At 66.3% G+C, this 25,506-nt stretch carries 26 protein-coding genes, 1 tRNA gene and 1 riboswitch; of the genes, 16 read left to right on the forward strand and 11 right to left on the reverse strand.

All coding sequences use genetic code 11. From position 1 onward, the window contains the following. Window positions 1-16: 16 nt before the first annotated feature. A riboswitch (Fluoride riboswitch) is annotated at window positions 17-80 on the reverse strand. Window positions 81-102: 22 nt separating this feature from the next. Then, window positions 103-504, reverse strand: a complete 402-nt coding sequence (locus ACZLIB_RS08090) for a transcriptional regulator (protein ID WP_010486043.1) — start codon at window positions 502-504, stop codon at window positions 103-105. A gap of 111 nt (window positions 505-615) precedes the next feature. On the opposite strand from ACZLIB_RS08090, the gene ACZLIB_RS08095 reads away from it, so the two are divergent. Together ACZLIB_RS08095 and ACZLIB_RS08100 are read left to right on the forward strand one after the other, a co-directional pair. Then, window positions 616-825 carry a helix-turn-helix domain-containing protein gene (locus ACZLIB_RS08095; RefSeq protein WP_032128930.1) on the forward strand — a complete coding sequence of 70 codons (210 nt, stop codon included), beginning with the start codon at window positions 616-618 and terminating at the stop codon, window positions 823-825. A 353-nt stretch (window positions 826-1,178) separates the two neighbouring features. After that, a complete protein-coding gene (locus ACZLIB_RS08100) occupies window positions 1,179-1,415 on the forward strand; it encodes a hypothetical protein (protein WP_032128931.1) in 237 nt (78 codons plus the stop codon). A 1-nt stretch (window position 1,416) separates the two neighbouring features. Here the strand turns inward: ACZLIB_RS08100 and ACZLIB_RS08105 are convergent, their stop codons facing one another. Beyond that, on the reverse strand, window positions 1,417-2,466 hold the full coding sequence (locus tag ACZLIB_RS08105) for a 4Fe-4S dicluster domain-containing protein (protein ID WP_121503772.1): 1,050 nt from the start codon (window positions 2,464-2,466) through the stop codon (window positions 1,417-1,419). Continuing rightward, on the reverse strand, window positions 2,463-2,750 hold the full coding sequence (locus ACZLIB_RS08110) for a hypothetical protein (RefSeq protein WP_010486039.1): 288 nt from the start codon (window positions 2,748-2,750) through the stop codon (window positions 2,463-2,465). Before ACZLIB_RS08110 ends, ACZLIB_RS08105 begins: the two co-directional genes overlap by 4 nt. A gap of 179 nt (window positions 2,751-2,929) precedes the next feature. On the opposite strand from ACZLIB_RS08110, the gene ACZLIB_RS08115 reads away from it, so the two are divergent. Further along, window positions 2,930-3,370 (forward strand): group III truncated hemoglobin, encoded by a 441-nt coding sequence (locus ACZLIB_RS08115; protein ID WP_049399954.1) that lies wholly within the window; start codon window positions 2,930-2,932, stop codon window positions 3,368-3,370. 44 nt (window positions 3,371-3,414) lie between these two features. Next, window positions 3,415-4,824, forward strand: coding sequence for an oxygen-independent coproporphyrinogen III oxidase (hemN, locus tag ACZLIB_RS08120; RefSeq protein WP_478469564.1), 1,410 nt, complete (start codon window positions 3,415-3,417; stop codon window positions 4,822-4,824). A gap of 23 nt (window positions 4,825-4,847) precedes the next feature. On the opposite strand, the gene ACZLIB_RS08125 is transcribed toward hemN, so the two are convergent. Beyond that, window positions 4,848-4,934: transfer RNA gene (locus tag ACZLIB_RS08125), tRNA-Leu, on the reverse strand. A 131-nt stretch (window positions 4,935-5,065) separates the two neighbouring features. Between ACZLIB_RS08125 and ACZLIB_RS08130 the strand changes: the two genes are divergently transcribed. From ACZLIB_RS08130 to ACZLIB_RS08145, 4 genes are all read left to right on the forward strand, one after another. Further along, window positions 5,066-5,500: a BLUF domain-containing protein gene (locus tag ACZLIB_RS08130; RefSeq protein ID WP_478469565.1), complete on the forward strand. Its 435-nt coding sequence runs from the start codon at window positions 5,066-5,068 to the stop codon at window positions 5,498-5,500. A 142-nt stretch (window positions 5,501-5,642) separates the two neighbouring features. Beyond that, complete coding sequence (locus ACZLIB_RS08135) at window positions 5,643-6,929, forward strand: nucleotide sugar dehydrogenase (RefSeq protein ID WP_032128936.1); 1,287 nt, start codon at window positions 5,643-5,645, stop codon at window positions 6,927-6,929. Between the two features lie 55 nt (window positions 6,930-6,984). Continuing rightward, window positions 6,985-8,607 carry an FMN-binding glutamate synthase family protein gene (locus ACZLIB_RS08140; RefSeq protein WP_049420983.1) on the forward strand — a complete coding sequence of 541 codons (1,623 nt, stop codon included), beginning with the start codon at window positions 6,985-6,987 and terminating at the stop codon, window positions 8,605-8,607. A 160-nt stretch (window positions 8,608-8,767) separates the two neighbouring features. After that, on the forward strand, window positions 8,768-9,229 hold the full coding sequence (locus tag ACZLIB_RS08145; protein ID WP_049399957.1) for a GNAT family N-acetyltransferase: 462 nt from the start codon (window positions 8,768-8,770) through the stop codon (window positions 9,227-9,229). Window positions 9,230-9,357: 128 nt separating this feature from the next. Here ACZLIB_RS08145 and ACZLIB_RS08150 read toward each other — a convergent pair whose 3' ends face one another. Together ACZLIB_RS08150 and ACZLIB_RS08155 are read right to left on the reverse strand one after the other, a co-directional pair. Continuing rightward, window positions 9,358-10,605: a TIGR03862 family flavoprotein gene (locus ACZLIB_RS08150; protein WP_197614999.1), complete on the reverse strand. Its 1,248-nt coding sequence runs from the start codon at window positions 10,603-10,605 to the stop codon at window positions 9,358-9,360. After that, entirely contained in the window at window positions 10,592-11,026 is a 435-nt protein-coding gene (locus ACZLIB_RS08155) for an FKBP-type peptidyl-prolyl cis-trans isomerase (protein WP_004152813.1), read from the reverse strand. Before ACZLIB_RS08155 ends, ACZLIB_RS08150 begins: the two co-directional genes overlap by 14 nt. Window positions 11,027-11,096: 70 nt before the next feature. Between ACZLIB_RS08155 and ACZLIB_RS08160 the strand changes: the two genes are divergently transcribed. The 4 genes from ACZLIB_RS08160 to ACZLIB_RS08175 all read left to right on the forward strand — a co-directional run bounded on the left by ACZLIB_RS08160 (window position 11,097) and on the right by ACZLIB_RS08175 (window position 14,281). Continuing rightward, window positions 11,097-11,462: a DUF6164 family protein gene (locus ACZLIB_RS08160; protein WP_478469566.1), complete on the forward strand. Its 366-nt coding sequence runs from the start codon at window positions 11,097-11,099 to the stop codon at window positions 11,460-11,462. Between the two features lie 290 nt (window positions 11,463-11,752). After that, window positions 11,753-12,520: a sulfurtransferase gene (locus ACZLIB_RS08165; RefSeq protein WP_478469567.1), complete on the forward strand. Its 768-nt coding sequence runs from the start codon at window positions 11,753-11,755 to the stop codon at window positions 12,518-12,520. Window positions 12,521-12,719: 199 nt separating this feature from the next. After that, complete coding sequence (locus ACZLIB_RS08170; RefSeq protein ID WP_032128942.1) at window positions 12,720-13,715, forward strand: LLM class flavin-dependent oxidoreductase; 996 nt, start codon at window positions 12,720-12,722, stop codon at window positions 13,713-13,715. Window positions 13,716-13,783: 68 nt separating this feature from the next. Next, on the forward strand, window positions 13,784-14,281 hold the full coding sequence (locus tag ACZLIB_RS08175; RefSeq protein WP_478469568.1) for a pyridoxamine 5'-phosphate oxidase family protein: 498 nt from the start codon (window positions 13,784-13,786) through the stop codon (window positions 14,279-14,281). A gap of 92 nt (window positions 14,282-14,373) precedes the next feature. On the opposite strand, the gene ACZLIB_RS08180 is transcribed toward ACZLIB_RS08175, so the two are convergent. Together ACZLIB_RS08180 and ACZLIB_RS08185 are read right to left on the reverse strand one after the other, a co-directional pair. Continuing rightward, complete coding sequence (locus ACZLIB_RS08180) at window positions 14,374-15,033, reverse strand: exopolysaccharide biosynthesis protein (protein WP_478469570.1); 660 nt, start codon at window positions 15,031-15,033, stop codon at window positions 14,374-14,376. Then, a complete protein-coding gene (locus ACZLIB_RS08185; RefSeq protein WP_478469571.1) occupies window positions 15,017-16,321 on the reverse strand; it encodes a hemolysin family protein in 1,305 nt (434 codons plus the stop codon). Before ACZLIB_RS08185 ends, ACZLIB_RS08180 begins: the two co-directional genes overlap by 17 nt. 292 nt (window positions 16,322-16,613) lie before the next feature. On the opposite strand from ACZLIB_RS08185, the gene ACZLIB_RS08190 reads away from it, so the two are divergent. Beyond that, complete coding sequence (locus ACZLIB_RS08190) at window positions 16,614-17,240, forward strand: DUF47 domain-containing protein (protein ID WP_004152833.1); 627 nt, start codon at window positions 16,614-16,616, stop codon at window positions 17,238-17,240. Window positions 17,241-17,253: 13 nt separating this feature from the next. Further along, a complete protein-coding gene (locus tag ACZLIB_RS08195; RefSeq protein ID WP_032128946.1) occupies window positions 17,254-18,375 on the forward strand; it encodes an inorganic phosphate transporter in 1,122 nt (373 codons plus the stop codon). Between the two features lie 373 nt (window positions 18,376-18,748). Here the strand turns inward: ACZLIB_RS08195 and ACZLIB_RS08200 are convergent, their stop codons facing one another. From ACZLIB_RS08200 to parE, 3 genes are all read right to left on the reverse strand, one after another. Beyond that, the gene (locus tag ACZLIB_RS08200) at window positions 18,749-20,245 is read right to left on the reverse strand and encodes a S10 family peptidase (protein ID WP_149908629.1); all 1,497 of its coding nucleotides are present in this window, start codon (window positions 20,243-20,245) and stop codon (window positions 18,749-18,751) included. 109 nt (window positions 20,246-20,354) lie between these two features. Continuing rightward, window positions 20,355-20,933 carry a GNAT family N-acetyltransferase gene (locus tag ACZLIB_RS08205; RefSeq protein WP_107432345.1) on the reverse strand — a complete coding sequence of 193 codons (579 nt, stop codon included), beginning with the start codon at window positions 20,931-20,933 and terminating at the stop codon, window positions 20,355-20,357. 147 nt (window positions 20,934-21,080) lie between these two features. Further along, the gene (gene parE / locus ACZLIB_RS08210) at window positions 21,081-22,970 is read right to left on the reverse strand and encodes a DNA topoisomerase IV subunit B (RefSeq protein ID WP_019338185.1); all 1,890 of its coding nucleotides are present in this window, start codon (window positions 22,968-22,970) and stop codon (window positions 21,081-21,083) included. A gap of 172 nt (window positions 22,971-23,142) precedes the next feature. Here parE and ACZLIB_RS08215 point away from each other — a divergent pair, with 172 nt between their 5' ends. Together ACZLIB_RS08215 and ACZLIB_RS08220 are read left to right on the forward strand one after the other, a co-directional pair. Then, complete coding sequence (locus tag ACZLIB_RS08215; RefSeq protein WP_005416022.1) at window positions 23,143-23,376, forward strand: hypothetical protein; 234 nt, start codon at window positions 23,143-23,145, stop codon at window positions 23,374-23,376. Window positions 23,377-23,776: 400 nt separating this feature from the next. After that, window positions 23,777-25,441: a CTP synthase gene (locus ACZLIB_RS08220; protein ID WP_032130113.1), complete on the forward strand. Its 1,665-nt coding sequence runs from the start codon at window positions 23,777-23,779 to the stop codon at window positions 25,439-25,441. The last annotated feature ends 65 nt before the right edge of the window (window positions 25,442-25,506 follow it).

The raw sequence follows: 25,506 nt of genomic DNA on the forward strand, positions 1-25,506 counted from the left end.
GACGAACACCGGGTTCGTCCTGGCAGGAGCCATCAGCCTTCTCAGGCGGTTATCGGGGGAGCCCCATCCCCATCGCGGTCCATGCTACCAGCGGCGGTGCATTCACGTCATCGAGGTCGTCAGCACGCGGGCGACCTTGCTGCGGCTGAAGCCATCCATCAGCAGTTCGAACGCGAGCAGATCCAACGCTGCATGGCGGCGATGGTCGATCTCCAGCCCGTTCTCGGCCACCAGGTGACTGACCAGCTCGTAGGCGTCCTGCCAGACATCCAGATGGGCCTGGCTGGGGATGTAGGCACTGCCAGGCTCACCGACGCCGAGCCCGCTGACCCCGTACAGCAGCTCGCGTGCGTCCAGCTTGGCCGCATCGGCGATGCGGAACAGCTGTTCGGCTTTCACGTGCGAGGCGCTCACGTGGTCGTTGAGCCAGTTGCTGATGGTTGCTGTCGTTGATTTGGCGGCGCGTGCCAGATCGGCCGGGCGTGGGTGCCCGGCTTTCTTCATGGCTGCCGCGAGTCGTTGGCCGAGAGTATTCATCTATGCAAGCCAGCTTAACGCGTGGATTGCGAAGAAGCCTTGTCGCAAGAATCAGTCTGGTTAACAGAAGGACCGACCGTGACCGAATTCTGGAGCAAGCGGCAGGTGCGCACCCGGCTGGGATTCCAGACCGATGCCGAACTGGCCCGCTTCTTTGGCATCAGCCGTTCCGCAGTGTCGCAATGGCCGAAGGATTTCCCGATTCCGGCCCTGCGGCAGTACATCCTGCATCAGCGCTATCCGAACCTGTTCCCCACGACAGAAGCGTCGGCGGGCGAATCCATCTGACTTGCGCCGCCTTTTGTCGCATTTAGCACGCTAAGCGCAATTTGCTAAGTATGCTTAGCGAAATAGGCAAGATCGATCGATCTGAGGGTCACAATCGGCGCCATCTACTGGAGTCATCGGTCCATGGTTTCCGCGGCCTGTCGGCTTCACCCCATCCGGGGGACCCGGGGTCCCGTATGTAGTTTCGTGAACGATTAATAATTTCAATCGCTAAAGTCGCCGCATGTAATTGACCTGTCGTGAAATCTATGACTAATTGGAGTCAACCAAGCGTGAAGCCTGGGAGTCTTTCAGTAGCACGCAAGTGAGTCGGTAGACCGTCAACAATGCAGAACAAGTCCAACGGAGGTCGTATGGAATACGGCATGCATGGCTTGGCTGAACGGGTACGCCGCGAACTGGAAGCCAGTTACCACAAACACGGATGCGGTCCGGCGTTCTGGGATACCTACCAGCAGGTGCTGGACCGTCTGGTCCCGCAGGGGACCGAGCGTACCGAAGTCACCAACGAAATGGCGCTGATCATCGAACAGCTGGGCATCGTCCGGCGTGCGCAGCTTGTGCCGCCGCACGCCAGCGGGTCGCGTTGATTCAGAGCAGGCGCCAGGCGCCGCAGGCAAGCAGCGCCAGCAACAAGGACAGCAGGGCCAACGTCCGGGGTCGCCACAGGCGCTTCGGTTGTCCGGCCATTGCCTGCGGACTGCAGTAGCGCACCAGCGCCGGACCGAAACCGGCCCGGTGCTGCTGTTGTGCGCAGGCCTCCAGGCAGGCACCGCAGGCCAGGCAATCGGCTTGCGGTCCCTGTCGGATGTCCAGTTGCATCGGGCAGGCAATGACGCAGGCCGCGCAATCGGTGCAATCACCCAGACGGTCGGCGCTGAAGGTCGGCATCGGTCCAGCCAGCAGCGGATGCGCGGCGCGGAATACGTAGTCCTGCGCAGTGGTCGGGTCGAGCAGGCCGCGGCCACGGCCCAGCACCCCGCCGAGCCCGGATGGACGTGGCCCGCGCGGCTCACCGCGACGGGCGTCGTACAGCATGCGCGGCGTATGCGGATCGGTCAGCAGTGGTTGCATGCGTGCGAACGGGCACAGCGAACGGCAGACCTGCTCGCGCAGGAAACCGGCGTTTCCCCAGGTGGCAGCGGCATAGAACAGTACCCAGAACGTTTCCCAGCCGCTCCAGCCAGCGTTTGGCGCGGCGGCCAGCAAGCCGGTGATCGGGCTGAACAGGCCGACGAAGGTAATGCCGGTCCACACTGACAGCAGTCCCCAGGCAAGCTGGGTGACCGGGCGTACAGCAGGTGCCGGCAGCATGCGGGCCGCGCTGCGGGCGATCCAGTCGAAGGCGCGCCGCCACAGCGTCTGCGGGCAGGCATGGCCGCACCAGATGCGTCCGGCGAGGTGGGTAAGCAGCGCCAGGCCGACGGCCAGTACCGCCAGCAGGCCGATCAGTACGCCGACGTCGCCGGGCCACAGGGTCCAGCCGAACAGGTCGAATCGCCGCGCGTTGATGTCCAGCAGCAGCGCCTGGCGGCCCTCCCAGCGCAGCCACGGCAGTGCGTAGAACAGCGCCAGCAGGGCGGCGCTGAGCGTGCCGCGCCAGTGCCAGGGACGGGGAGTCCGGGTACATGACGTGCTCATCCCAGCGGCAGCTCGTCGTCGTCATCGCTCGGCATGGGCCGCTGCAGGTACCAGGTGACCGCGCTGGACAGTGCCGTCACCGACCAGAACATGAAGAATCCCGCCGTGTAGCCCAGTTCGCGGCTGATTGCGGTGCCCGGGAAACTGATGGCCTGCAGGCGCAATGGATCGACGAAGGCGAAGAACACCACGCTGGCCACGCCGGCGGCGATGAAGCTGGGCCAGAGGATGGCGCCCCACTGCTGGATCAGCCGCTGGCGGCGGTTGGGAGAAGGTCTGTTCATGCTGTCCCGGATCGAAAAGTGGGCGGCGCGTATACTTCGCCAGGGTCGGCGCCGCATCCGCAGGGCATGCTTCCTGCAAGCGTGCCAGCCTAGGCGCAGCGGACTGCGCCGACATTGATCTGGATCAACGGTGGTGATGGCCGGCTGCGGCACACTGCCGGCACGCTTTGGGTACCCCGATGAACGCAACACCGCCGCCTGTCCTCCCCGTCGCCTCGCCCGAGTTGTGCACCGAGCAGGAAGTGACCCGCCTGGTTCATGACTTCTATGCGCGCGTGCGCGAGGAAGAGCGGCTGGGGCCGGTGTTCGGCGCGCACGTCCACGATTGGCCCGAGCACCTGGCGCAGCTGGTCGACTTCTGGTCGGCGATGTTGCGCGGCACCCGCCGGTTCAAGGGCTCGCCGATGTCCAAGCACATGGCCATCGAGCTGGACAAGGACCTGTTCGACCGCTGGCTGGTGCTGTTCCGGATCACCACCGCCGAATGCAACAACCCGCCGATGCAGGAGCTGGCCAACGACGTGGCCGCGCGTATCGGTGACACCTTCTGGAAGCGCTACCAGATGCTGCGCTGGCCGCAGGTCGGCCTGCCGGTGCTGGGGATCCCCGGCAAGGATTGATCTGGGTCAAGGCGGCGCAGGCCGCCCGGCGCGATGCTGGCGGCATGGACACGTTCTCTCCCGCCGCTGGTGGCCTGGCCTGGACCTTCGACCCCGATCTTCTGCGCCGGCACGACCGGCCGGGCCCGCGCTACACCTCGTACCCGACCGCGCCGCATTTCCATGATGGCTTCGACGCGCCGGCGCTGCGCCAGGCGATCGCCGACAGCAACCAGCTGGCCCGTGCGCTGTCGCTGTACGTGCATGTGCCGTTCTGTTCCAGTCCCTGCTTCTACTGCGGCTGCAACCGGGTGATCACCCGTGATCGCGGTCGTGGCCACAGCTACGTCTCACGCGTGCTGGCCGAGGCCGACCTGCTGGCGCCGCAGTTCGATGACGGCCGTGAAGTGATCCAGCTGCACCTGGGCGGTGGTACGCCGAACTTCCTCGATGCCGAAGCGATGACCACGCTGGTGGAAGGGTTGCGCCGGCGCTTCGATTTCAGTGATTCGCCGCAGCGCGATTTCTCGATCGAACTCGATCCGCGCTTCATCGACACCCGCGACGTCGCCATGCTGGCGCGGCTGGGCTTCAACCGGGCCAGCCTGGGCGTGCAGGATTTCGATCCGCAGGTGCAGGAATCGATCAACCGCGTGCAGGGCGTGCAGCAGACGCTGGACATCCTGCGCGCCTGCCGCGACAGCGGCATGCGTTCGGTCAACGTCGACCTGATCTATGGGTTGCCGGGACAGAGCCTGGAAGGCTTCGGTCGCACCCTCGAGCTGGTGCTGGCGCTGCGCCCGGACCGCCTGGCGGTCTACGGCTACGCGCATCTGCCGCATCTGTTCCGCGCACAGAAGCAGATCGACGAAAGCTGTTTGCCGTCGCCGGAAGACAAGCTGGCATTGCTGGGCCTGGCGGTGGAGAAGCTCTCCGCGGCGGGCTACCAGTACATCGGCATGGATCACTTTGCGTTGCCGGAAGAGGATCTGTCGCGCGCACAGCGCTCCGGCCAGCTGCATCGCAACTTCATGGGCTATACCACCCACGCCGATACCGATCTGCTCGGCCTGGGCGTGAGTGCGATCAGCCACATCGGTGCCACCTACAGCCAGAATCCGCGCGACCTGCCGTCGTGGGAGGACGCGGTGGACCAGGGCCAGCTGCCGGTCTGGCGCGGCGTGGCGCTGAGTGCCGACGACCAGTTGCGCGCGGAACTGATCCAGCAGCTGATGTGCCAGGGCGAGGTGGATGGCGTGCTGCTGGGGCAGCGTCACGGCGTGGATTTCGAGCAGTACTTTGCCGAGGACCTGCGTTCGGTACAGCGGCTGCAGGAAGACGGCCTGGCCGAATACCGCGATGGCGTGGTGCGTGCCAGCGAACCCGGGCGACCGTTGCTGCGGTTGCTGGCGATGTGCTTCGATCCGTACCTGCGTGCGGCGCATGAGCAGCCGCGCTATTCGCGTGCGATCTGAAAGCGGGACGTGCTGCGTGCGTGTGGTGCCCGGAGCCGGAATCGAACCGGCATGGGGTTGCCCCCGGCGGATTTTAAGTCCGATGCGTCTACCAGTTTCGCCATCCGGGCCTGCAGCGCGGCGCCGATTGTAGCCCACCTGCGGTTCCGCGACCGGATTGCATCATGGCGGCGGCGTGCTTAACTGTCGATCGCATTCATGTCATAGTCCCTGCCATCGTTCCCAGGGGGGGAGCCACCTGATGTCGCTGCACGCGATTGCCTATGCCAGTGAGGCCCGCGCCGATCTGCAGACAACCGATCTTGACCGCCTGCTGGCCGACGCCACGGCATTCAATCGTGTAGCCGGTGTCACCGGCGTGCTGATGTTCGACGGAGCGCGCTTCCTGCAGTATCTCGAGGGCCCGGAGGACGGCATCGATTCGGTGTTCCAGCGCATCCTCAATGCGCGCAGCCACGGGCAGCTGAAAGTGTTGTGCCGTGCCCCCGTAGTGCAGCGCGCATTTCCGCGCTGGTCGATGGGCACGCGGCGGATCGAACCGGAGCTGCTGGCAGAGATCGTTGACGCCGCGTGGCCCGGCTTCCTGCTTGGCAGCGGTGGATTCGAGCGCCTGCTGCAGGCCTGGACCGGCGCAGACGGCGAACTGGAACCGGCCGCGGTGGCGTTGGGGTCCTGAGCCCGCCTTGGCGGCAGGGCGCCGGGACCGGTAGGCTGTAGCCTTTCTGGCGCAGGTTTTCCGGAGTGGTGCAGCAGATGAGTGTGTTGGCCGAGGCCATGGCAGCGTATGTGCGATCGCATCCGTTGCGCGGGATGTGCCGATGAGTGCACCGGTAGCGGCGGCCAGCGCACCCCGGTTTGCGGTGATCGGCCTGGGCTACGTCGGCCTGCCGTTGGCGGTGGCGTTTGGCCGGCAGTGGCCGACGTTGGGTTTCGATATCGATGCCGGTCGCATCGCCGAGCTGCGCAACGGCCAGGACCACACGCTGGAAATGGAATCCGACGAGCTGGCAAGTGCGCAGCTGCTGCAGTACGGCAGCGATCCGGCACTGCTCGATGCCTGCAACGTCTACATCGTCACCGTGCCGACCCCGATCGATGCTTACGAGCAGCCCGACCTGGAGCCCCTGCGTTCGGCGACACGGCTGATTGCCAGTCATCTTCGCGCCGGCGACCTGGTGATCTACGAGTCCACGGTCTACCCCGGTACCACCGAGGAAGTGTGCGTGCCGCTGCTGGAGCAGGGTTCGGGCCTGCGCTTCAACGAAGACTTCTATTGCGGCTACAGCCCGGAACGGGTCAGCCCCGGCGACCGCCAGCGGCGCCTGGCCGACATCCGCAAGATCACTTCCGGCTCGACACCGGAAGTTGCTGCGGTGATTGATGGTCTGTACCAGCGCATCATCGCCGCCGGTACCTTCCCGGCACCGTCGATGCGGGTGGCCGAAGCGGCCAAGGTGGTCGAGAACATCCAGCGCGACGTCAACATTGCGCTGGTCAATGAGCTGGCCCTGATCTTCGACAGGCTGGGCATCGATACCCAGGACGTACTGGACGCCGCCGGCAGCAAGTGGAATTTCCTGCCGTTCCGGCCGGGGCTGGTCGGCGGCCATTGCATCGGCGTGGACCCGTACTATCTGCTGCACAAGTCCGAGAGCGTGGGCTATCACCCGGACCTGATCCACACCGCACGACAGGTCAACAACCGCGTCGGCGAGCACGTGGCGGCGCGGGTGCTGGCGATGCTGGCCGAGCGTGGCCGTGCGCCGGCGGACGCACGCATCCTGGTACTGGGCGTGACCTTCAAGGAGGATTGCCCGGACCTGCGCAACAGCCGCGCGCTGGAGCTGGCGCAACGCCTGCGCGATGCCGGTGCGCAGGTGGAGGTCAGCGACCCCTGGGTCGGCCCGGCGGCGTTGACCGGCGAGGGCCTGGATTGGCTGGCCGATCCCGGGGCGGGGTGTTATGACGCGGTGGTGCTGGCGGTGGCCCACGCCCGTTTCAAGGCGATGGATGAATCCGCAATCCGGGGCCTGCTGGCGCCGGGAGGCCTGGTCTACGACGTGAAATCGGCCTGGCCGCGCAACGTGGTTGACGATCGCTTGTAAGCCTTGGCAGCGGGCGGCGCGGTAGACTCGGGGGCAGTTGCAACCGAGGAAAGCCATGCACCGGTATATCGTCTACCTGCTCGCCATCCTGATGTTCCCGATATGCCTGTGGCTGGCCACGATCTGGCCGGCCTGGTACTGGGGCGTCGGCCTGACTGCCGCGATGGTGGCGCTGGGGACCTGGGACCTGCTGCAGAAGCGCAGCACGCTGCGCCGCAACTATCCGGTGATGGCGCACTTCCGCTACGGGCTGGAATCGATCGGCCCGGAGATCCGCCAGTACTTCGTGCAGAGCGACCTGGAAGACGTGCCGTTCTCGCGCCAGCAGCGTGCACTGATCTACCAGCGCGCCAAGAACGAGATGGACACGGTGCCGTTCGGCACCCTGCGCAGCACCTATGCGGTGGATTACGAGTGGATCAACCATTCGCTGGCACCGACCGCCATCGCCAAGCATGACTTCCGTGTGTTGATCGGCCCGAACTGTGCCAAGCCTTATTCGGCCAGCGTGTTCAACATCTCGGCGATGAGCTTCGGTTCGCTTTCGGCCAATGCCATCCGCGCGCTGAACGAAGGCGCACGCCGCGGTGGCTTCTATCACGACACCGGCGAAGGTTCGATCTCGCCCTACCACCGCGAGATGGGCGGCGACCTGGTGTGGGAGATCGGCTCGGGCTACTTCGGTTGCCGTGACGAGAAGGGCGGTTTCAGCGAGGAACGCTTCGTTGCCAATGCCACCCATGATCAGGTCAAGATGATCGAGATCAAGCTGTCGCAGGGCGCCAAGCCCGGCCACGGTGGCGTGCTGCCGGCGCCAAAGGTGACCGCCGAGATCTCGGTGACGCGTGGCGTGCCGATGGGTGTGGACTGCGTGTCGCCGTCGCGCCACTCAGCGTTCTCGACGCCGGTCGAGCTGCTGCAGTTCGTTGCACGCCTGCGCGAGCTGTCCGGTGGCAAGCCGGTCGGTTTCAAGCTGGCCATCGGCCACCCGTGGGAGTGGTTCGGCATTGCCAAGGCGATGCAGGAAACCGGGCTGCTACCGGACTTCATCGTGGTCGACGGTGCCGAGGGTGGCACGGGTGCGGCACCGGCGGAGTTCGTCGACCATGTCGGCGTGCCGATGCACGAAGCGCTGCTGTTGGTGCACAACACCCTGGTCGGCCTGGATCTGCGCGATCGCATCCGCATCGGTGCGGCCGGCAAGATCACCAGCGCGTTCGACATCGCGCGGACCATCGCGCTGGGGGCTGACTGGTGCAATGCCGGCCGAGGCTTCATGTTCGCGCTGGGCTGCATCCAATCACTGAGCTGCCATACCGACAAGTGCCCGACCGGCATCGCGACCCAGGACCCTGCACGCTGGAAGCATCTGGATGCACCGGACAAGGCCACCCGTGTGTACAGCTACCACGAGCACACGCTGCACGCCCTGAAGGAGCTGCTGTGTGCGGCGGGCCTGAACGATCCGGCCGAGCTGGGGCCGGAGCACATCCTGCGCCGCGTCTCACCGGTGGAAATCCGTTCGCTGGCCTCGTTGTATCGCTACCTGGAACCAGGCGAACTGCTGCACAAGGTGCCCGACCATGCGGTGTTCCATGCGTTCTGGGCCGATGCACGCAGCGACTCGTTCCAGCCGCCGCCGAAGATCCAGGCGCTGCGCGCCAGCAAGTCGCGGTAACCGTTGCTGTAGCGTCGAGCCCTGCTCGACTGCCTTTCAATCAGGCGTCGAGATTAACGATTCTGTAGAGTCGAGTCTTGCTCGACTGCCTTTCAATCAGGCATCGCGCTGTTGGAACGAAGAACAGCCGAGCATGGGCTCGGCTCTACAAGGAGGCGTCATGCAGTTCAGGACCGGCACCATGGATGATGTGGCCAGGCTGTGGGCCCTGCGCACGCGCTGTGTGCGCGAGACCTGCAGCAGCCATTACCCTCCCGAGGTCATCGCGCCCTGGTCGGCCTCGCCGCCACCGTCGCAGTACGCGCGGCTGTTGTCGCAGGGGGGCTGCGTGGTGGCCGAGGACGGGCAGGGTGTCCTGCTCGGGTTCGGCGTGTTTGATACCGATGCCAACGAGGTTGATGCGTTGTTCGTCGATCCGGATCGCGGCGGCAAGGGCATCGGCCAGGCGCTGATGCAGCGCCTGCTGGCGATGGCCGATCGTGATCGTGAGGTAGTGCTGTCGGCCTCGCTCAACGCCGTGCCGTTCTATCAACGGCACGGGTTCATCAGCGTGCGCGAAGAGACCTATCCGCATCCCAGTGGCGTGGCGCTGGCCTCGGTGAGCATGCGCCGGCCGTGGTGATGTAGCGTCGAGCTTGCTCGACTGCTCTTGTAGAGTCGAGCTTGCTCGACTGCTGTTGATTCAAGCCAAGTGTGGCTCGGCTCTACAGCGCGAAGCAGTCGAGCAAGCTCGACTCTACCGGGCCGGTCCTACCGCGCCGCCAGCCACCCGATCACGCCTTCCGCAGCACGCAGGCCACTGGCGTAGCACGCGGTCAGCAGGTAGCCACCTGTCGGCGCCTCCCAGTCCAGCATCTCGCCGGCACAGAACACGCCGGGCACTGCCCGCAGCATCAGGCCATCATCCAGCGCATCCAGGCGCACGCCACCGGCGGTGCTGATCACCTCGGCCATCGGCCGGGGGCGCAGCAGGCGCAGGGGCAGGCGCTTGAGCGTAGCTGCCACGGCAGGCAGGTCGTTGCCCGCTTCCTTGCCCAGCATCTCAAACACCAGTGCGGCTTTCACTGCATCCAGGCCGGCCTGGCGGCGCAGGTGCTCGCCGAAACTGCGACCCTTGCGCGGGCGTGACAGGTCGGCCAGCAGGCGTGCTTCATCGCGGCCCGGTACCAGGTCCAGCCACAGCATCGCGTGGCCATCGCGGTTGATGGTCTCGCGCAGGTCTGCGGCCAATGCGTAGATCAGGCTGCCTTCGATCCCGTACTCGCTGGCCACGCACTCGCCCTGCAGCGACTGCGGTTGTCCCGCCAGGTCCAGCCAGTGCGCGACCACCGGCTTCAACGGTGCGCCGGCATTGCGCTCGGCGAAGAACGGCGTCCAGTCCACGTCGAAACCGCAGTTGGCCGACTGCAGCGGTGCGATGTCCACGCCACGTGCCTGCAGTGGCGAGACCCAGGCGCCGTCGCTGCCCAGCTGCGGCCAGCTGCCGCCGCCCATGGCCAGCACGGTAGCATCGGCATGCACTTCAACGGCGCCGTCTTCGGTTTCAAATCGCAGGGCGCCGTCGTCGCTCCATCCGATCCAGCGGTGGTTGGCGTGCAGGCGCACACCCTGTTCTTTCAGGCGGCGCACCCAGCCGCGCAGCAGTGGGGCTGCCTTGCGGTCGACCGGGAACACGCGGCCGGAGCTGCCCACATAGGTCTCCACGCCAAAGCCGGCAGCCCAGTCACGTAGCGCCTGCGCGTCGAAGCCGTCCAGCCAGCGTCCCACGGCAGAGGCCTGCTCGCGGTAGCGGCTGTCGAACAGCGGCCGCGGATCGGAATGGGTGAGGTTGAGCCCACCCTTGCCGGCGATCAGGAACTTGCGGCCGGGCGAACCCTTGGCCTCGTACAGGTCCACCTGCAGCCCAGCGGCGCGCAGGCGCTCGGCGGCGAACAGGCCGGCCGGGCCGCCGCCGATGACGGCGACCCGTGGAGGCGTTGCGGTATTACGGTTTGACATCGAGCAGCTCGACATCGAACACCAGCGACGAGCCGGCCGGGATCGGGCCAACCCGGCGGTCGCCGTAGCCGTAGTCCGGCGGGATCATCAGCGTGCGCTTGCCGCCGACCTTCATGCCGGCCACGCCCTCATCCCAGCCGCGGATGACCTGGCCGGCGCCGAGCGCAAAGGTGAACGGTTCGCCACGGCTGACCGAGCTGTCGAAGGTCTTGCCGTGCTTGGTTTCGGTGCGGTTGTCGTAGATCCAGCCGGTGTAGTGCACGGTGACCTTGTTGCCGGCAACGGCTTCGGTGCCGGTGCCCGGGACGGTATCGATGCGCTCGAAGGTGGTCAGGGTGCCACCCGGCGGTGGGCCGGACGGTTCGGTCGAGCAGCCAACGGCGGCGAGGGATAGCAGCAGGGGAAGCAGCAGGCGGCGCATCGGGCGTCTCCGGAAGGGCGCAGGGCGAGGGCGGCAAGGGTAGCGCATCGGCGCCGGGTATCATGGGGGCATGGCAAAACTCCTGCTCAATCTGCGCAATGTCGGCGACGACGAATACGCCGATGTCTGCACGCTGCTCGACCAGCACGGCATCGCCTGGTATCGCACCGAACCCAGCCCCTGGGGCATTTCCAACGGCGGCCTGTGGCTGCACGAGGACACCGATCATCCGCGTGCAAAGGCGCTGATGGCGGAGTACCAGGCCGAACGCGGGCCGCGCATCCGTGCCGAGCGCGAGCAGGCCTTGCGCGAGGGGACGGCGGAGACCTTCGGCAGCCTGTTCCGGCGCCGGCCGGTGTATGTGGTGCTGGTGCTGCTGGCGATGGCCGGTGCGGCGGCGCTGGTGCTGCTGCCGTTCGTGCTGTTGCGGGGATAAGGGGTTTCGGCCGGGTTGCACCCGGCACCCGCCGATGCCAGGGCAACTACAACAGCAACAGCAACAGCAGGCAATCCGTGGTGGGCAGGGCGGTGCGGGCAGGCGGGACACGCCGTAAACCCGTCCATGGGGGCTCGATGGCGCCATCCATGGCGCCAACGGTCCCGCCTGCCCACACCGCCACGCCTCTGACAGATTCCGGGTGCCTGCCGGGGTCGGATCCCTCTGCTGCGCAGAGGGCTCTGACCCCTGAATCTGTCCGTGCGGGCGGGAGGCGCTAAAATGGCGGGATGATCGCCAATACCGCTGCCTACCATTTCGCCGTCATCGACGCCCCCCAGGCCCTGTGCGACCAGCTGCTGGCGCGCGCCGAGGCGGCGCAGCTGCGCGGCACGATCCTGGTGGCGGGCGAGGGGCTGAACCTGTTCCTGGCCGGTGCGCCGGAGGCGATCGAAAGTTTTTATGCGGCGCTGCATGCCGATGCGCGCTTTGCCGATATGCGGGTCAAGACCAGCCTGAGCGAGCATCAGCCGTTCGCGCGGCTGAAGGCCAAGGTGAAGGACGAGATCATCAGCTTCCGCCGTGATGACGGCCAGCCGCTGGAGTATCCGCGTGCACCGGCGGTCGATCCGGCTACGGTGCAGCGTTGGCTGCGGCAGGGGCATGACGACGCTGGCAAGCCGGTGGTGATGCTTGATACGCGCAACCAGCAGGAAGTGGAGTACGGCACCTTCAAGGATGCGCTGGTGCTGCCCATCCACAAGTTCACCGACCTGCCCGAGGCATTGGCGCCGCACCGCGAAGCGCTGAAGGACAGCACCGTGGTCAGTTTCTGCACCGGCGGCATCCGCTGCGAGAAGGCCGCGCTGTGGATGGTCAACGATGGCATGGAAAATGTGCTGCAGCTCGACGGCGGCATCCTCGGCTACTTCGAGGAGGTGGGCGGCGAAGGTTACGAAGGCCGCTGCTTCGTGTTCGACGAGCGCGTGGCGCTGGATGCCGAGCTGAAGCCGATGGTCGACCAGCCGCTGCCGGAGCCGCGCCCCAGCGCGTTCTAAGCCGGGACGTCGATTCCCCGGTAGAGCCGGCCGCTGGCCGGCTGCCAGGGCAGGTTGCCTGCCGGCCAGCGGCCGGCACTACCGGATCAGCGCGGTCAGCCCTGAACCCGTCCCACGGGAATCAGCATCCCGCCACCGTCACTGGCCGCCGCGCCCGACCGACCCCATGCATGGGGGATCCTGTGACGGAAAACTGCTGATGATCCCGTTGTCGATCCTTGACCTGGCCCCGGTCTGCGAGGGCAGTGACACCACCGCTGCCTTCGCCAACATGCTGGAACTGGCCCAGCACGCCGATGCGCTGGGCTACCGCCGCTACTGGCTGGCCGAACACCACAACATGCCTGGCATCGCCAGCGCGGCCACCGCCGTGCTGATCGGTCACGTGGCGGGTGGCACAAAGCGCATCCGCGTCGGTGCCGGCGGCATCATGCTGCCCAACCATGCGCCGCTGCAGGTGGCCGAGCAGTTCGGCACGCTCGCCTCGCTGTATCCGGACCGCATCGACCTCGGCCTGGGCCGTGCGCCGGGCACCGATCAGCCGACCGCGCGTGCACTGCGCCGCTATTTCGACAGCGCCGACCAGTTCCCGCAGGACGTGCGCGAGCTGCTGCATTACTTCGAACCGGTACAGCCCGGGCAGGCGGTGCAGGCGGTTCCGGGTGGTGGCCTGCGGGTGCCGACCTGGATCCTCGGTTCCAGCCTGTTCGGTGCGCGCATGGCCGCGTCGATGGGCCTGCCATACGCGTTCGCCTCGCACTTCGCACCGGACGTGATGGACGAAGCGCTGGCGGTGTACCGCCGCGAATTCCGCCCCTCGGCCACGCTGAAGCAGCCGCACGCGATGCTGGCCCTGAACGTCGTTGCCAGCGACAGCGAAGCTGAATCGCGGCGCCTGTTCACCAGCCAGCAGCAGAGTTTCGTGAACCTGCGTCGTGGCCGACCAGGCAAGATTCCGGCACCCATCGACGACATCGAGTCCTTCTGGGAGCCGCACGAAAAAGTGGGCGTGGAGCGGGCACTGGCCTGCACCGTGCTGGGGGATCCGCAGCAGGTGGCGGAAGGCATCGCCGCGTTTGTCGAGCGCCACACGCCGGACGAGCTGATGCTCACCGCCAACCTGTATGACCACCGTGCGCGCCTGCGCTCGTTCGAACTGGCGATGCAGGCCTGGCACGCCCGCCACGCGGGCTGAACAATTGCGTCACGGCCCATTGCGGCCGAACCGCGTCTGATGGGGGCTCATATCGAAGGAGCCCCCACATGGCCGACACCCGCGCCGAACACATTGCCCAACTGGCAGAACTGATCAAGGACGTGGAGGTGGCGATGTTCACCACCACCGGCGTCGACGGCCGCCTCTACAGCCGGCCGCTGGCCACCCAGCAGGTCACCTTCGACGGTGATCTGTGGTTCGTCATCACTGCCGACAGCCCGAAGGTGGCCGAGATTGCGCTCGACCCGCGCGTCAACGTGGCCTATGCCTCGCCATCGAAGAACACCTATGTGTCGGTGGCCGGGCGCGCGCGCGTGGTTGATGATCGCGCGAAGATCGAGGAACTGTGGTCGCCGGCGATGAAGCTGTTCTTCCCGGGCAGCAAGGACGACCCGAACCTGCGCCTGATCCAGGTGCGCGCCGACTCGGCCGAGTACTGGGATGGACCGGGCACGCTGCTGGGCACAGCGCTGAGTTTCGTGTTGTCGGCAGTGCAGGACGAACCGGCGGCGTTGGCCGACAACGGATTCATCGACCTTCGATGATGGCCGATGTCCAGTATTGGTAGTGCCGGCCGCTGGCCGGCAAACCTGGAAACGTGGCAGCCGGCCAGCGGCCGGCTCTACCGGATTCCGGCTCAGAACCAGCGCTGGAACAGTTCCACCGTGTAGCCCACCAGCTGCCCCGAACTGAAACCGAAGAACGCGATCGCCGCCAGCGCCGCGATCCAGTTGAACAGCATCAGTGCGCCATCGCGTTCCAGCAGCGCCAGCGAGAACAGCAGCAGCTGGAAGCCGAACAGGAAGTTGGTGAACGGAATCGGTAACGACAGCAGCAGGCCCAGCAACACCAGCAGCAGGCCGCTGAAGGCATGCGCCGGCAGCGGTGTCAGCAGCTGCGGCAGGCGCGGTTTCAGCATCTTGTCCAATCGCCGCAGCGGGCGGTCGATGCGGTCCAGGAAGCGGTGCATGGTGCCGCGCTTGGGCCCGCGGCGGGCGATGAAGCCGGGCAGCCACGGCCGGCGCAGGCAGAACAGCATCTGCAGGCCGATCAGGATCACCAGCGGGCCGCTGACCGCGCCGCCCATGCCCGGGATCGGGATGAACGAGGGCAGGATCGCCACGAACAGGAACACGCCGAACGCGCTCTGCTGCAGGTTGCACAGGATCTGGCCGAGCGGCATGTGCTCGGCCGGGTCGCCGGAGGCGAACATCTCCAGCAGGGTGCGGATGCCCTCGTTGCGGTAGGCGGGGCGCTTGACGCCCGGGCCCTGGCCGGCCTCAGGCGGTGAGCTCATCGGCCTGCTCGTCGGACAGCGTGCGCAGCAGCAGCTTGTCCACCCGCGCACCGTCCAGGTCGACCACTTCGAAGCGCCAGCCGGCCCAGTCGAAATACTCGCCGGCGTGCGGGATGCGGCCGAAGTAGTGGATGCACATGCCGGCCAGCGTGTAGTAGTCACCATCCTCGGCATCGGGCAGGTCGTTGCTGCCGATCAGTTCGCGCACGTCTTCGATCGGCAGCGAGCCGTCCACCAGCAGCGAACCGTCTTCGCGGGTCACCACCAGTGCGTCCTCGTCGGCGTTCTCCACGGCCTGCAGGCGGCCGACCACGGCACCCATCAGGTCGCTGATGGTCACCAGCCCCTGGATCTCGCCGTACTCGTCCACCACCAGCGCCATCGACTGCTGTTCCTCGCGGAAGATCTCCAGCAGCTTCATCGCGTGGGTCGATTCGGAGACGTACAGCGGTTCGCGCAGGGTCTGGAACAGCGCGTTGTCGCCACGCGCCATGCGTGTGGCCAGCGATTTCAGTTCCAGCACGCCGACCACGTCCATGTCGTTGTCGCGGTACACCGGGTACCGCGAGAACTCGTGCTCGGCCATGATTTCCAGGTTGCGCTCCAGCCCAGCCTGGGTATCCAGCCAGGCGATGCGGTTGCGCGGGGTCATCAGGCTGTCGGCGGTGCGGTCGCCCAGGCGCATGACGCGGTTCATCATGTCGCGCTCGTGGGCGTCGATCACACCGGCCTCGTGGCTCTCGGCCACCAGCATGCGGATCTCTTCTTCAGTCACCGAGGCGACTTCATCCTTGCCCAGGCCGAACAGGCGCAGCACCAGCTGGGTGGTCCTGGACAGCAGCCAGACGAAGGGCAGGGCCAGCTTGGCCAGCCAGCTCATCGGCATCGCCACCAGGCCGGCAATGGCCTCCGAGCGGGTCAGTGCCAGGCGCTTGGGCACCAGTTCGCCGAAGATCAGCGTGATGAAGGTGATCAGGCTGACCGCCAGCGTGGTACCGACGTTGCCGGCGTAGGCAAAGCCCGGCATCAGGCCCTGGATCCAGCCGGCGAAGGCTTCACCCAGTGCTTCACCACCGAGGTAGCCGGTCAGCACGCCGATCACGGTGATGCCGATCTGCACAGTGGACAGGAAGCTCTCCGGCTTCTCCGACAGCTCCAGCGCCTTGGCGGCACGCTTGGAGGTGGCGGCCATCTGCTTCAGGCGGCTCTTGCGCGAGGTCATGACCGACATCTCGGACATGGCGAAGAAGCCGTTCAGCAGAACAAGCGCGAAGACAATCAGGATCATTTCAAACACGGGCGTCGTCCCCGGTTGGTGGCAGGGAGGGCGGGTGCTTGCGATGGCGGCTGGCGCTCAGGAACAGGGTCCGGCGCGGCGCAGGGGGGTAAGGGTCGTCGTCCATAAGGTGCGCCCGAAGGCGCGCTGGCATCTTAGCAAAGGGGCGTGGCAGGGTGGCAACCGCCTGTTCAGGTTGGGGCTTCCAGAGCCCCGGAAGGGGGCAGGGATACCCGTGATGGTCATCTAGCCGTCATAATTCCGTCTGGTGCCGTCCTTCCCGCGACGGCTGACAGGTTTCTCAATGTTCTCTCTGCAGACCATTTTCGGTTCCGGCAAACAGTTCTACACCCTGCTCGATGAGGCTGCCGTCGCGGCTTCCGACGCCGCCAAGGCGCTGCATTCCATGCTGCGCGAGGCCGACCGCCAGCCCGCGCTGGACGCGTTCAAGCTGGCCCGCCTGCGCGAACGCGCGGCCTCGGACAAGATCAGCCAGGCGCTGGTGGACAGCTTCATGACCCCGATCGAGCGCGAAGACATCGAAGCGCTGGGCTCGGCGCTGTACAAGATTCCCAAGCAGATCGAGAAGTTCGCCGATCGCTATTCGCTGGCCACGACCCACCTGGAGCACATCGACTTCGCGCCGCGCGCGGCGATGCTGGAACAGGCTGCCGGCGTGGTGGTGGAGATGGTGGCCGACCTGCGCCACATGAACCTGGACCGGATGACCGCTCTCAACGAGAAGCTGCGTTCGCTGGAGAACGAGGCCGACCGCCTGATGCTCGAGCTGTACCGCGACATCTACTCGGGCCGCCTGGACAACCTGCAGATGTTCCTGCTGAAGGAATTCTTCGAGATCCTGGAAAAGGCCATCGACCGCTGCCGCGAGGCCGGCGTGGTGGCGTACCAGATCGTGTTGAAGAACAGCTGACGGACGCCGCCGCATGTTGACCCTTGTCCTGGTGGTGATCCTGGCCGCGCTCGTCTTCGAGTTCATCAACGGCTTCCACGACACCGCCAACTCCATTGCCACCGTGGTGGCGACCAAGGTGCTCTCGCCCGGCTGGGCGGTGATGCTGGCCGCCTTCATGAACCTCATCGGTGCACTGACCGGTACCGCGGTGGCGCTGACCATCGCTTCGGGCCTGCTCAATACCAACGTGGTCGACGTCACCCCGCAGGTGATCCTGTGCGCCCTGCTGGGCGGCATCATCTGGAACCTGATCACCTGGTGGAAGGGGCTGCCGTCCTCGTCCTCGCACGCCCTGATCGGTGGCCTCTGCGGCGCCGGCCTGGCCGCTGCCCACAACAACTGGGACGCGCTGATCTGGTCCGAGCGCCTGGGCAGCTGGGCGCAGAACAAGGGCCTGCTGTGGAAGGTGTTCGTGCCGATGATCACCTCGCCGATCGCCGGCTTCCTGCTCGGCATCGTGGTGATGGTGCTGCTGTGGGGCCTGATTGCCGGCCTGGCCAAGATCGGTGGTGCCATCGGTCGCCTGGCCCGCCCGCGCATCGTCAACGCCTTCTTCGGCAAAGCGCAGATCGCCTCGGCGGCCTACATGGGCTTCGCCCACGGCCACAACGACGCGCAGAAGACGATGGGCATCATCGCCATGACACTTATCGGTGCCGAAGCCACCGGTGCGCTGGATGACCTGCCGTCGTGGCTGGCCTTCATGCACCCGGACGCCAGCGCCGGTGACGGCATCGCGATGTGGATCGTGCTGACCTGTGCGGTGGTGATGGCGGCCGGTACCGCCTCGGGCGGCTGGAAGATCATCAAGACCCTGGGTCACAAGATGGTCAAGCTGCACCCGATCCACGGCTTCGCCGCGGAGACCAGCTCGGCCACCATCCTGACCCTGGCCGCCCACTTCGGCATGCCGGTCTCGACCACGCACAGCATCTCCACCGCGATCATGGGCGTCGGCTTCGCCAAAAACCCGCGCTCGCTGAAGTTCGGCGTCATCGAACGCATCGTCTGGGCCTGGATCCTGACCATCCCGGCTGCCGGCGGCTGCGCGTACCTGATCCTGAAGCTGTTCGAACTGTTCGGCTGGACCTGATCGCCACGCCAGGGTTGCAAACGGAAAAGCCCGCCGGTATCCGGCGGGCTTTTTCATGGGCAAAGAATTTTTCCGCACACATCGTGTCGACCAAGGTCGACACCTACCAGAGCAGAAGCAGGGATCCGATCCCGTGCCGACCAACGGTCGTCACCCACCAACAGCGCACGGAAACTGTCGAAGGCGGGGTGGGATGGGCAGGCGGGGGCGCAGAGCGCCATGGATGGCGCTCTACGAGGCACGCAGGAGCAGTTTTTGCCGTCCCCCGCCTGCCTATCCCACCCCGCCAACCCACGGAAACCCTGCTTTTGCCGTTGCCGTTGCCGTTGCCGTTGATCCGGCGGGTGCCGGGCCGCAGGCCCGGCCGAACCCCTCAATTACGCTGGAACAGCGCCTGCACATCCTTCCGGAACGCCGCCTGGCTGTCCGCCCGGCTGTAGAACATGTGCCCGCCCGGATAACTGCGCACCTGCACCCGGTCCGGATTGCTGCCCATCGCCGGCATCTGGTCCACCGTCAGGATCGACCCCATGAACGGGCACGACAGATCATTCCAGCCATGCACGATCAGCACCTGCAGATGCGGATCGATCGCCACCGCCTGCCGCAGCTGGGTCACCGCGCCCTGGCGCAGCTCGCCGTTGCGGTCCCACAGCCGGTTCACGTCGTAGTTCAGCGCCTGGTAGCGTGCATCCACCTTCCAGCCAACCACCCGCGTCACGAAGTCGACCATCGCGGTGGTGGTCGGCGCAATGATGCTGTCCAGCAGCGGATCGTTGGCGCGCTGTTCCGGATCATTCGGGAACGGATCGAACGCGGTCACGTTGGAGTCGTAGCGGCTGCCCAGCGTGCCCTTGTCGCGGAACACCTCACGCAGATAGGCCTGCGTCTCCAGTCGGCCACCGGCGCGGCGCACGAACTGCGCATCCAGCCCGGTCAGCTCGGTCACCCGGCGCAGCATCGCCTCGGTCGCCTGCGGATCGCTGCGGCCCTTCATCAGCGCAGTGGCGTAGTCGCCGCGGGTGTATTCCACCACGTCGCGCATCGCCGCATCGGTCAGTTTGCCCTGGCGCTCCAGGTGCGCTGCAGCGATCGACGGCAGCGTCTGCATCCACGCCATCGGCGAGACATCGGCGTTGTCTTCCAGGGTCGGGCTCAGGTACGGCGACACCAGCACCAGGCCGTTCATCGCCACGCCCAGGCGGGTCTGCAGGAAGTGGGTGATGCGCGGGCCGCGGTAGCCGCCGTAGCTCTCGCCGGTCAGGTACTTGCGTGCACCCATGCGCTGGTTGCGCAGCAGCCAGTCGTAGATCGAGCGCGACAGGTATTCGATGTCGGCGCTGGGGTTGTACAGCTGCTTCTTCGCTTCGTCATCGCCGATGCGTGCACGGCTGAAGCCAGTGCCGACCGGGTCGATGAACACCAGGTCGGTGAAGTCCAGCCAGGTGCCGGGGTTGTCGTGCAGGGTGGCCGGCGCCGATGCGCTGTCACCCTCCGAACCAAAGGTGACCACCTTGGGCCCGATCGCGCCCATGTTGAGGTAGACCGAAGATGCACCCGGGCCGCCATTGAGCGCGAAGGTCACCGGCCGGTCCTTGCCCGGCATCGTGTAGGCGGTGAACACCACGTCGGCGATCACCTTGCCCTTGGCATCGCGTACCGGCAGGGTGCCGACGGTGGCGGTGTAGTCCAGGGTGCGGCCGGCCAGGCGCATGCTCTGGCGGGCCGACGCATCGGCGGGCAGCGCGGGCGCTTCGGTCTTGTCGTCTTTCGGATCGGGCTTGGCCTCGGCGTCGGGCGCGGCCAGCACGCTGGCTGGGGCGATGAGCAGGCCGACGCAGAGCGCGGCAGTGTGCAGCAGGGACTTCATGGCACCGGATCGGCAGCGGAAGGGGGTTCCGATGCTAGGCCGGTGGAGGGCATGTCGTATGTGTCCAAAGGCATGGCCGCGCGTCGAGGCCGCCAGTGGCCAGATTGGGTCAAGCGGGCAGGGTGGTGCGCAGTTCGTCGTCGGCCAGCAGGCCGTATACCGCCGAATCGGACAGTTCGCCCTGGATGCGCCAGCGCTGCCGCAGCACGCCCTCCAGGTGGAAGCCCAGCCGTTCAAGCACGTGTGCCGAGGGCCGGTTGCGCGGGTCGACTTCGGCTTCCACGCGATGCAGGCGCAGGGTCTGGAACAGGTAGTCCAGCAGGTGCTGCAGCGCTTCGTGCATGTAGCCCTGGCCTTGCCTGTCGGGGGCCAGAAGGTAGCCGATCTCGGCACGAGCGGCATCGCGATCCAGGGCGAACACCACGCAGATGCCCAGCAACGGGCCGTCCAGCGTTTCGCGCACGGCCAGCTTGAGCTGGGTGCCGGTGGCCTGTGCCGCCAGGTCATCGTCGATCTGCGCGCGCGCTTCGGCCGGTCGTGTCCACGCCGGGTGGTTCCAGAACCGCATCACGTCCGGATCGGACTGGATCGCGAACAGGGCGGCCGCATCGTCGCGGCGGATCGGGCTCAGGACCAGGCGCGCGCTGTGCAGCGGCAGGCCCGGGAACAGCAGCGAGTGGCTGGCCAATACGATGGTCCACACAGATGGACGCGCATTATGGCGCCGCCGGGTTTGCCGATGGGGGCGTAATGCCAAGGGCACATGAACCGGCATTACCGGGCGATGGGGCCAGAGCCGTTTCCCTGCAGGAAACGGATCCGGCCCCGCGTCGGGTCAGACTTCCAGCGAAGCCAGATCGCCCTTGCTCTCCAGCCAGCCCTTGCGGTCGGAGGCGCGCTTCTTGGCCAGCAGCATGTCCATCAGCGAACGGGTCTGCTCGCCGTCGTCCACGGTCAGCTGCACCAGGCGGCGGGTGTCGGGGTGGATGGTCGATTCACGCAGCTGTGGCGGATTCATCTCGCCCAGGCCCTTGAAGCGGGTGACGTTGATCGCGCCCTTGATCTTCTCGCGTTCGATCTTGTCCAGCATCGAGCGCTTCTCTTCTTCGTCCAGGGCATAGAACACCTGCTTGCCCACATCGATGCGGAACAGCGGTGGCATCGCCACGAACACGTGGCCGGCATCGACCAGCGCCGGGAAGTGCTTGAGGAACAGCGCGGTGAGCAGGGTGGCGATGTGCAGGCCGTCCGAGTCCGCGTCGGCCAGGATGATGACCTTGCCGTAGCGCAGGCCAGCAATGTCGTCCTTGCCGGGGTCGCAGCCGATGGCCACGGCCAGGTTGTGCACTTCTTCCGACGCCAGCACGCTGTTGGAGGACACTTCCCAGGTGTTGAGGATCTTGCCGCGCAGCGGCAGGATCGCCTGGAAGTCCTTGTCACGCGCCTGCTTGGCGCTGCCGCCTGCCGAGTCACCCTCCACCAGGAACAGCTCGGTGCGCGACAGGTCCTGGCTGATGCAGTCGGCCAGCTTGCCGGGCAGGGCCGGGCCCTGGGTGACTTTCTTGCGGACGACCAGCTTTTCGGTCTTCAGGCGCGCGCTGGCGCGCTCGATGGCGATCTGCGCGATCTTCTCGCCCAGCTCCACGTTCTGGTTCAGCAGCAGGCTGAACGCATCGTGGGCGGCGCCTTCGATGAAGCCGGCGGCCTGGCGCGAGGACAGGCGTTCCTTGGTCTGGCCACTGAACTGCGGGTCGGTCATCTTCAGCGACAGCACGAACGACACGCGGTCCCACACGTCTTCCGGGGCCAGCTTGACGCCACGCGGCAGCAGGTTGCGGAAGTCGCAGAACTCGCGCAGCGCCTCGGTCAGGCCGGTGCGCAGGCCGTTGACGTGGGTGCCGTGCTGGGCAGTGGGGATCAGGTTGACGTAGCTTTCCTGCACCAGCTCGCCTTCCGGCAGCCAGGCCACGGCCCAGTCCACGATCTCGGTGTCTTTCTTCAGGTTGCCGACGAACAGCTCGGCCGGCAGCATCTCGCGATCGCCCAGCTCCAGCTTCAGGTAATCGCGCAGGCCGTCTTCGTAGTACCAGGTATCAACTTCACCGGTGGCTTCGTCGGTCAGCTTCACGGTCAGGCCGGGGCACAGCACGGCCTTGGCGCGCAACAGGTGCTTGAGCGCGCGCACCGCGAACTTGGGCGTGTCGAAGTACTTCGGGTCCGGCCAGAAGCGCACGCGGGTACCGGTGTTCTTCTTGCCGACGCTGCCGACCACTTCCAGCGGGGTGGCGCGGTCGCCGTTGCGGAAGGTGATGCGGTGCTCGGCACCTTCGCGCTTGATGTGCACCTCGACCAGGGTCGACAGCGCATTGACCACGCTGACACCGACGCCGTGCAGACCGCCGGAGAAGGTGTAGTTGTTGTTGCTGAACTTGCCGCCCGCATGCAGGCGGGTGAGGATCAGCTCGACACCCGGGATCTTCTCTTCCGGGTGGATGTCCACCGGCATGCCGCGGCCGTCATCGCTGACCTCCACGCTGCCGTCCTTGTACAGGGTGATCTCGATCGAGCGCGCATGGCCGGCGAGGGCCTCGTCCACCGAGTTGTCGATCACTTCCTGCGCCAGGTGGTTCGGGCGCGCGGTGTCGGTATACATGCCGGGACGGCGCTTGACCGGGTCAAGGCCGGACAGGACTTCAATATCGGCGGCGTTATAACGGGCGTTCATCTGTCTTCGAAAGCTTGGAGCGACGGGCAAGTGTGGGGTCTGGCACGGGATTTTGCACGCCTGCGGTTCAGTCTCGGCGACGCAGAGGGGGTAAAATGGCAGTCGCTGGAATCTGAACACCGGCGACCCCCGTTGGGTCGAAACGTCCAAGCCATACCGCGAGGAGGACCTCATGAAGAAGTTGCTGACCATTGCGATCCTGGCCGCTGCCGCCGTTGCAGTGCCGCTGGTGGTGGCGCAGAACGCCGGCCAGCCGGCCCCGCAGCAGGGTGACCAGGCCGACAAGGCGCAGGCCGAAGCCGATGCCAAGGCCAAGCGTCGGGCCCAGGCCAATGCCGAAATGAAGGCGCAGGGCCAGCCGGCCCCGCAGCAGGAAGAGGAAGAGGAAGCGCGCAAGAAGCGCTGATCCCGCCCCCTGCCAGGCGCCCTTGCGACAAGGGTTGCGCTCCGGAACGCCCCGCTTTGCGGGGCGTTTCTTTTTAGTGGCGTGCCATCTGCCTCTTGGGTTGGCGGCCATCAATCTGTAAACTATGGCTTTCCGGGAGTAAGTGCGTGTCCACCATTTGCGAATGGGCTGGAGCGGCCAAGCGTGGCTTCCAGCATGGCGGGTCGCAGGTGACGGTCGATTTGACCGGCACGGTCGCCCCGACCTCGCACGGTGGTCCCCGTCCGGCGCCTGCCGTCGCACGGATCCGCACCTCCCTCGCTGCCACAGCGAACCGGAAAACCCCCTCTGAGCACCATGCCTGCCCTCCGGGCGCGCGTGGTGCTGCCGTTTTCCATTTCCAGACAGGATGCTTGCAGCCATGACTCCCTTGATTTTCGTAACCGGCGGCGTGGTGTCCTCGCTCGGCAAAGGCATTGCCGCCGCGTCGCTGGCCGCCATTCTCGAAGCCCGTGGCCTGAAGGTCACGATGATGAAGCTCGACCCGTACATCAACGTCGACCCGGGCACCATGAGCCCGTTCCAGCACGGTGAGGTCTACGTCACCGACGACGGCGCCGAGACCGACCTCGACCTGGGCCACTACGAGCGCTTCGTGCGCACCCGCCTGAGCCGCAAGAACTCGGTCACCACCGGTCGTATCTACGAGAACGTGATCCGCAAGGAACGCCGCGGCGATTACCTGGGCGCGACCGTGCAGGTCATTCCGCACATCACCGATGAAATCCGCCGCTGCATCGACGAGGCCACCGAAGGCTACGACGTGGCGCTGGTGGAGATCGGCGGTACTGTCGGCGACATCGAGTCGCTGCCGTTCCTGGAGGCGATCCGCCAGGTGCGCACCGAGCGTGGCCCGGAGAAGGCACTGTTCATGCACCTCACCCTGGTGCCGTACATCGGCGCCGCCGGTGAGCTGAAGACCAAGCCGACCCAGCACTCGGTGAAGGAACTGCGCTCGATCGGCATCCAGCCGGACGTGCTGCTGTGCCGTTCGGAACAGGCCGTGCCGGATTCGGAGCGCCGCAAGATCGCCCAGTTCACCAACGTTTCCGAGCGCGCGGTGATCAGCGTGCCGGACGTGGACGTCCTGTACCGCATTCCGTCGGGCCTGCATGCGCAGGGCCTGGACGAGATCGTCGTCAACCAGCTGAAGCTGGCCGACAAGGTCGGTCCGGTCGATCTGTCGATGTGGGAAGACGCGGTCGATGCGACCCTGCATCCGCTGGACGAAGTGACCATCGCCGTGGTCGGCAAGTACGTCGATCACCAGGATGCCTACAAGTCTGTCGGCGAAGCGCTCAAGCACGGCGGCCTGCGCCAGCGCACCAAGGTCAACCTGAAGTGGCTGGAAGCACAGGACCTGGAAGGCACCGACATGGCCGCACTGGCCGATGTCGACGGCATCCTGGTGCCGGGCGGCTTCGGTGACCGTGGTTTCGAAGGCAAGGTGCTGACCTCGAAGTTCGCCCGCGAGCAGCACGTGCCGTACTTCGGCATCTGCTACGGCATGCAGGCGGCCGTCGTCGATTACGCCCGCAACGTGGTCGGCCTGGAAGGTGCCAACAGCACCGAGAACGACCGCCAGTCGCCGAACCCGGTGATCGGCCTGATCACCGAATGGCGTACGGCAACCGGCGACGTCGAAAAGCGTGATGACAAGAGCGACCTCGGTGGCACCATGCGCCTGGGCCTGCAGGAACAGCGCCTGAAGCCGGGCACGCTGGCCCGTGAGCTGTACGGCAAGGACGTGGTTGCCGAGCGCCACCGCCACCGCTACGAGTTCAACAACCGCTACCGCACCCAGCTGGAAGATGCGGGCCTGGTGATCGCCGGCAAGTCGATGGACGACACCCTGGTGGAAGTGGTGGAGCTGCCGCGCGATGCGCACCCGTGGTTCCTGGCCTGCCAGGCGCACCCGGAATTCCTGTCCACGCCGCGTGACGGCCACCCGCTGTTCATCGGTTTCATCCGTGCCGCACGCGAGCGCAAGGCCGGCGGCAAGCTGCTGCAGGAAGCCCGCGCCTGACTTGTGATGGGGGCCGCCGGCCCCCATCTTGCACGCTTCAACCCCCAGCGCACCGGCCCGGCCGG

The organism is Stenotrophomonas sp. 220_Sma (genome assembly GCF_056487375.1).

What these genes read in the sequence shown, in the direction of transcription:
- ACZLIB_RS08160 (WP_478469566.1), top strand. Translation starts at nt 11,097, where the DNA reads ATGGCAAAACTCCTGCTCAATCTGCGCAATGTCGGCGACGACGAATAC.
- ACZLIB_RS08110 (WP_010486039.1), bottom strand. Translation starts at nt 2,750, where the DNA reads ATGAACAGACCTTCTCCCAACCGCCGCCAGCGGCTGATCCAGCAGTGG.
- ACZLIB_RS08130 (WP_478469565.1), top strand. Translation starts at nt 5,066, where the DNA reads ATGTCGCTGCACGCGATTGCCTATGCCAGTGAGGCCCGCGCCGATCTG.
- ACZLIB_RS08145 (WP_049399957.1), top strand. Translation starts at nt 8,768, where the DNA reads ATGCAGTTCAGGACCGGCACCATGGATGATGTGGCCAGGCTGTGGGCC.
- ACZLIB_RS08140 (WP_049420983.1), top strand. Translation starts at nt 6,985, where the DNA reads ATGCACCGGTATATCGTCTACCTGCTCGCCATCCTGATGTTCCCGATA.
- ACZLIB_RS08150 (WP_197614999.1), bottom strand. Translation starts at nt 10,605, where the DNA reads ATGTCAAACCGTAATACCGCAACGCCTCCACGGGTCGCCGTCATCGGC.
- hemN (WP_478469564.1), top strand. Translation starts at nt 3,415, where the DNA reads ATGGACACGTTCTCTCCCGCCGCTGGTGGCCTGGCCTGGACCTTCGAC.
- ACZLIB_RS08175 (WP_478469568.1), top strand. Translation starts at nt 13,784, where the DNA reads ATGGCCGACACCCGCGCCGAACACATTGCCCAACTGGCAGAACTGATC.
- ACZLIB_RS08100 (WP_032128931.1), top strand. Translation starts at nt 1,179, where the DNA reads ATGGAATACGGCATGCATGGCTTGGCTGAACGGGTACGCCGCGAACTG.
- ACZLIB_RS08090 (WP_010486043.1), bottom strand. Translation starts at nt 504, where the DNA reads ATGAAGAAAGCCGGGCACCCACGCCCGGCCGATCTGGCACGCGCCGCC.
- ACZLIB_RS08165 (WP_478469567.1), top strand. Translation starts at nt 11,753, where the DNA reads ATGATCGCCAATACCGCTGCCTACCATTTCGCCGTCATCGACGCCCCC.
- ACZLIB_RS08115 (WP_049399954.1), top strand. Translation starts at nt 2,930, where the DNA reads ATGAACGCAACACCGCCGCCTGTCCTCCCCGTCGCCTCGCCCGAGTTG.
- ACZLIB_RS08135 (WP_032128936.1), top strand. Translation starts at nt 5,643, where the DNA reads ATGAGTGCACCGGTAGCGGCGGCCAGCGCACCCCGGTTTGCGGTGATC.
- ACZLIB_RS08190 (WP_004152833.1), top strand. Translation starts at nt 16,614, where the DNA reads ATGTTCTCTCTGCAGACCATTTTCGGTTCCGGCAAACAGTTCTACACC.
- ACZLIB_RS08200 (WP_149908629.1), bottom strand. Translation starts at nt 20,245, where the DNA reads ATGAAGTCCCTGCTGCACACTGCCGCGCTCTGCGTCGGCCTGCTCATC.
- ACZLIB_RS08220 (WP_032130113.1), top strand. Translation starts at nt 23,777, where the DNA reads ATGACTCCCTTGATTTTCGTAACCGGCGGCGTGGTGTCCTCGCTCGGC.
- parE (WP_019338185.1), bottom strand. Translation starts at nt 22,970, where the DNA reads ATGAACGCCCGTTATAACGCCGCCGATATTGAAGTCCTGTCCGGCCTT.
- ACZLIB_RS08195 (WP_032128946.1), top strand. Translation starts at nt 17,254, where the DNA reads ATGTTGACCCTTGTCCTGGTGGTGATCCTGGCCGCGCTCGTCTTCGAG.
- ACZLIB_RS08170 (WP_032128942.1), top strand. Translation starts at nt 12,720, where the DNA reads ATGATCCCGTTGTCGATCCTTGACCTGGCCCCGGTCTGCGAGGGCAGT.
- ACZLIB_RS08155 (WP_004152813.1), bottom strand. Translation starts at nt 11,026, where the DNA reads ATGCGCCGCCTGCTGCTTCCCCTGCTGCTATCCCTCGCCGCCGTTGGC.
- ACZLIB_RS08185 (WP_478469571.1), bottom strand. Translation starts at nt 16,321, where the DNA reads ATGATCCTGATTGTCTTCGCGCTTGTTCTGCTGAACGGCTTCTTCGCC.
- ACZLIB_RS08180 (WP_478469570.1), bottom strand. Translation starts at nt 15,033, where the DNA reads ATGAGCTCACCGCCTGAGGCCGGCCAGGGCCCGGGCGTCAAGCGCCCC.
- ACZLIB_RS08105 (WP_121503772.1), bottom strand. Translation starts at nt 2,466, where the DNA reads ATGAGCACGTCATGTACCCGGACTCCCCGTCCCTGGCACTGGCGCGGC.
- ACZLIB_RS08215 (WP_005416022.1), top strand. Translation starts at nt 23,143, where the DNA reads ATGAAGAAGTTGCTGACCATTGCGATCCTGGCCGCTGCCGCCGTTGCA.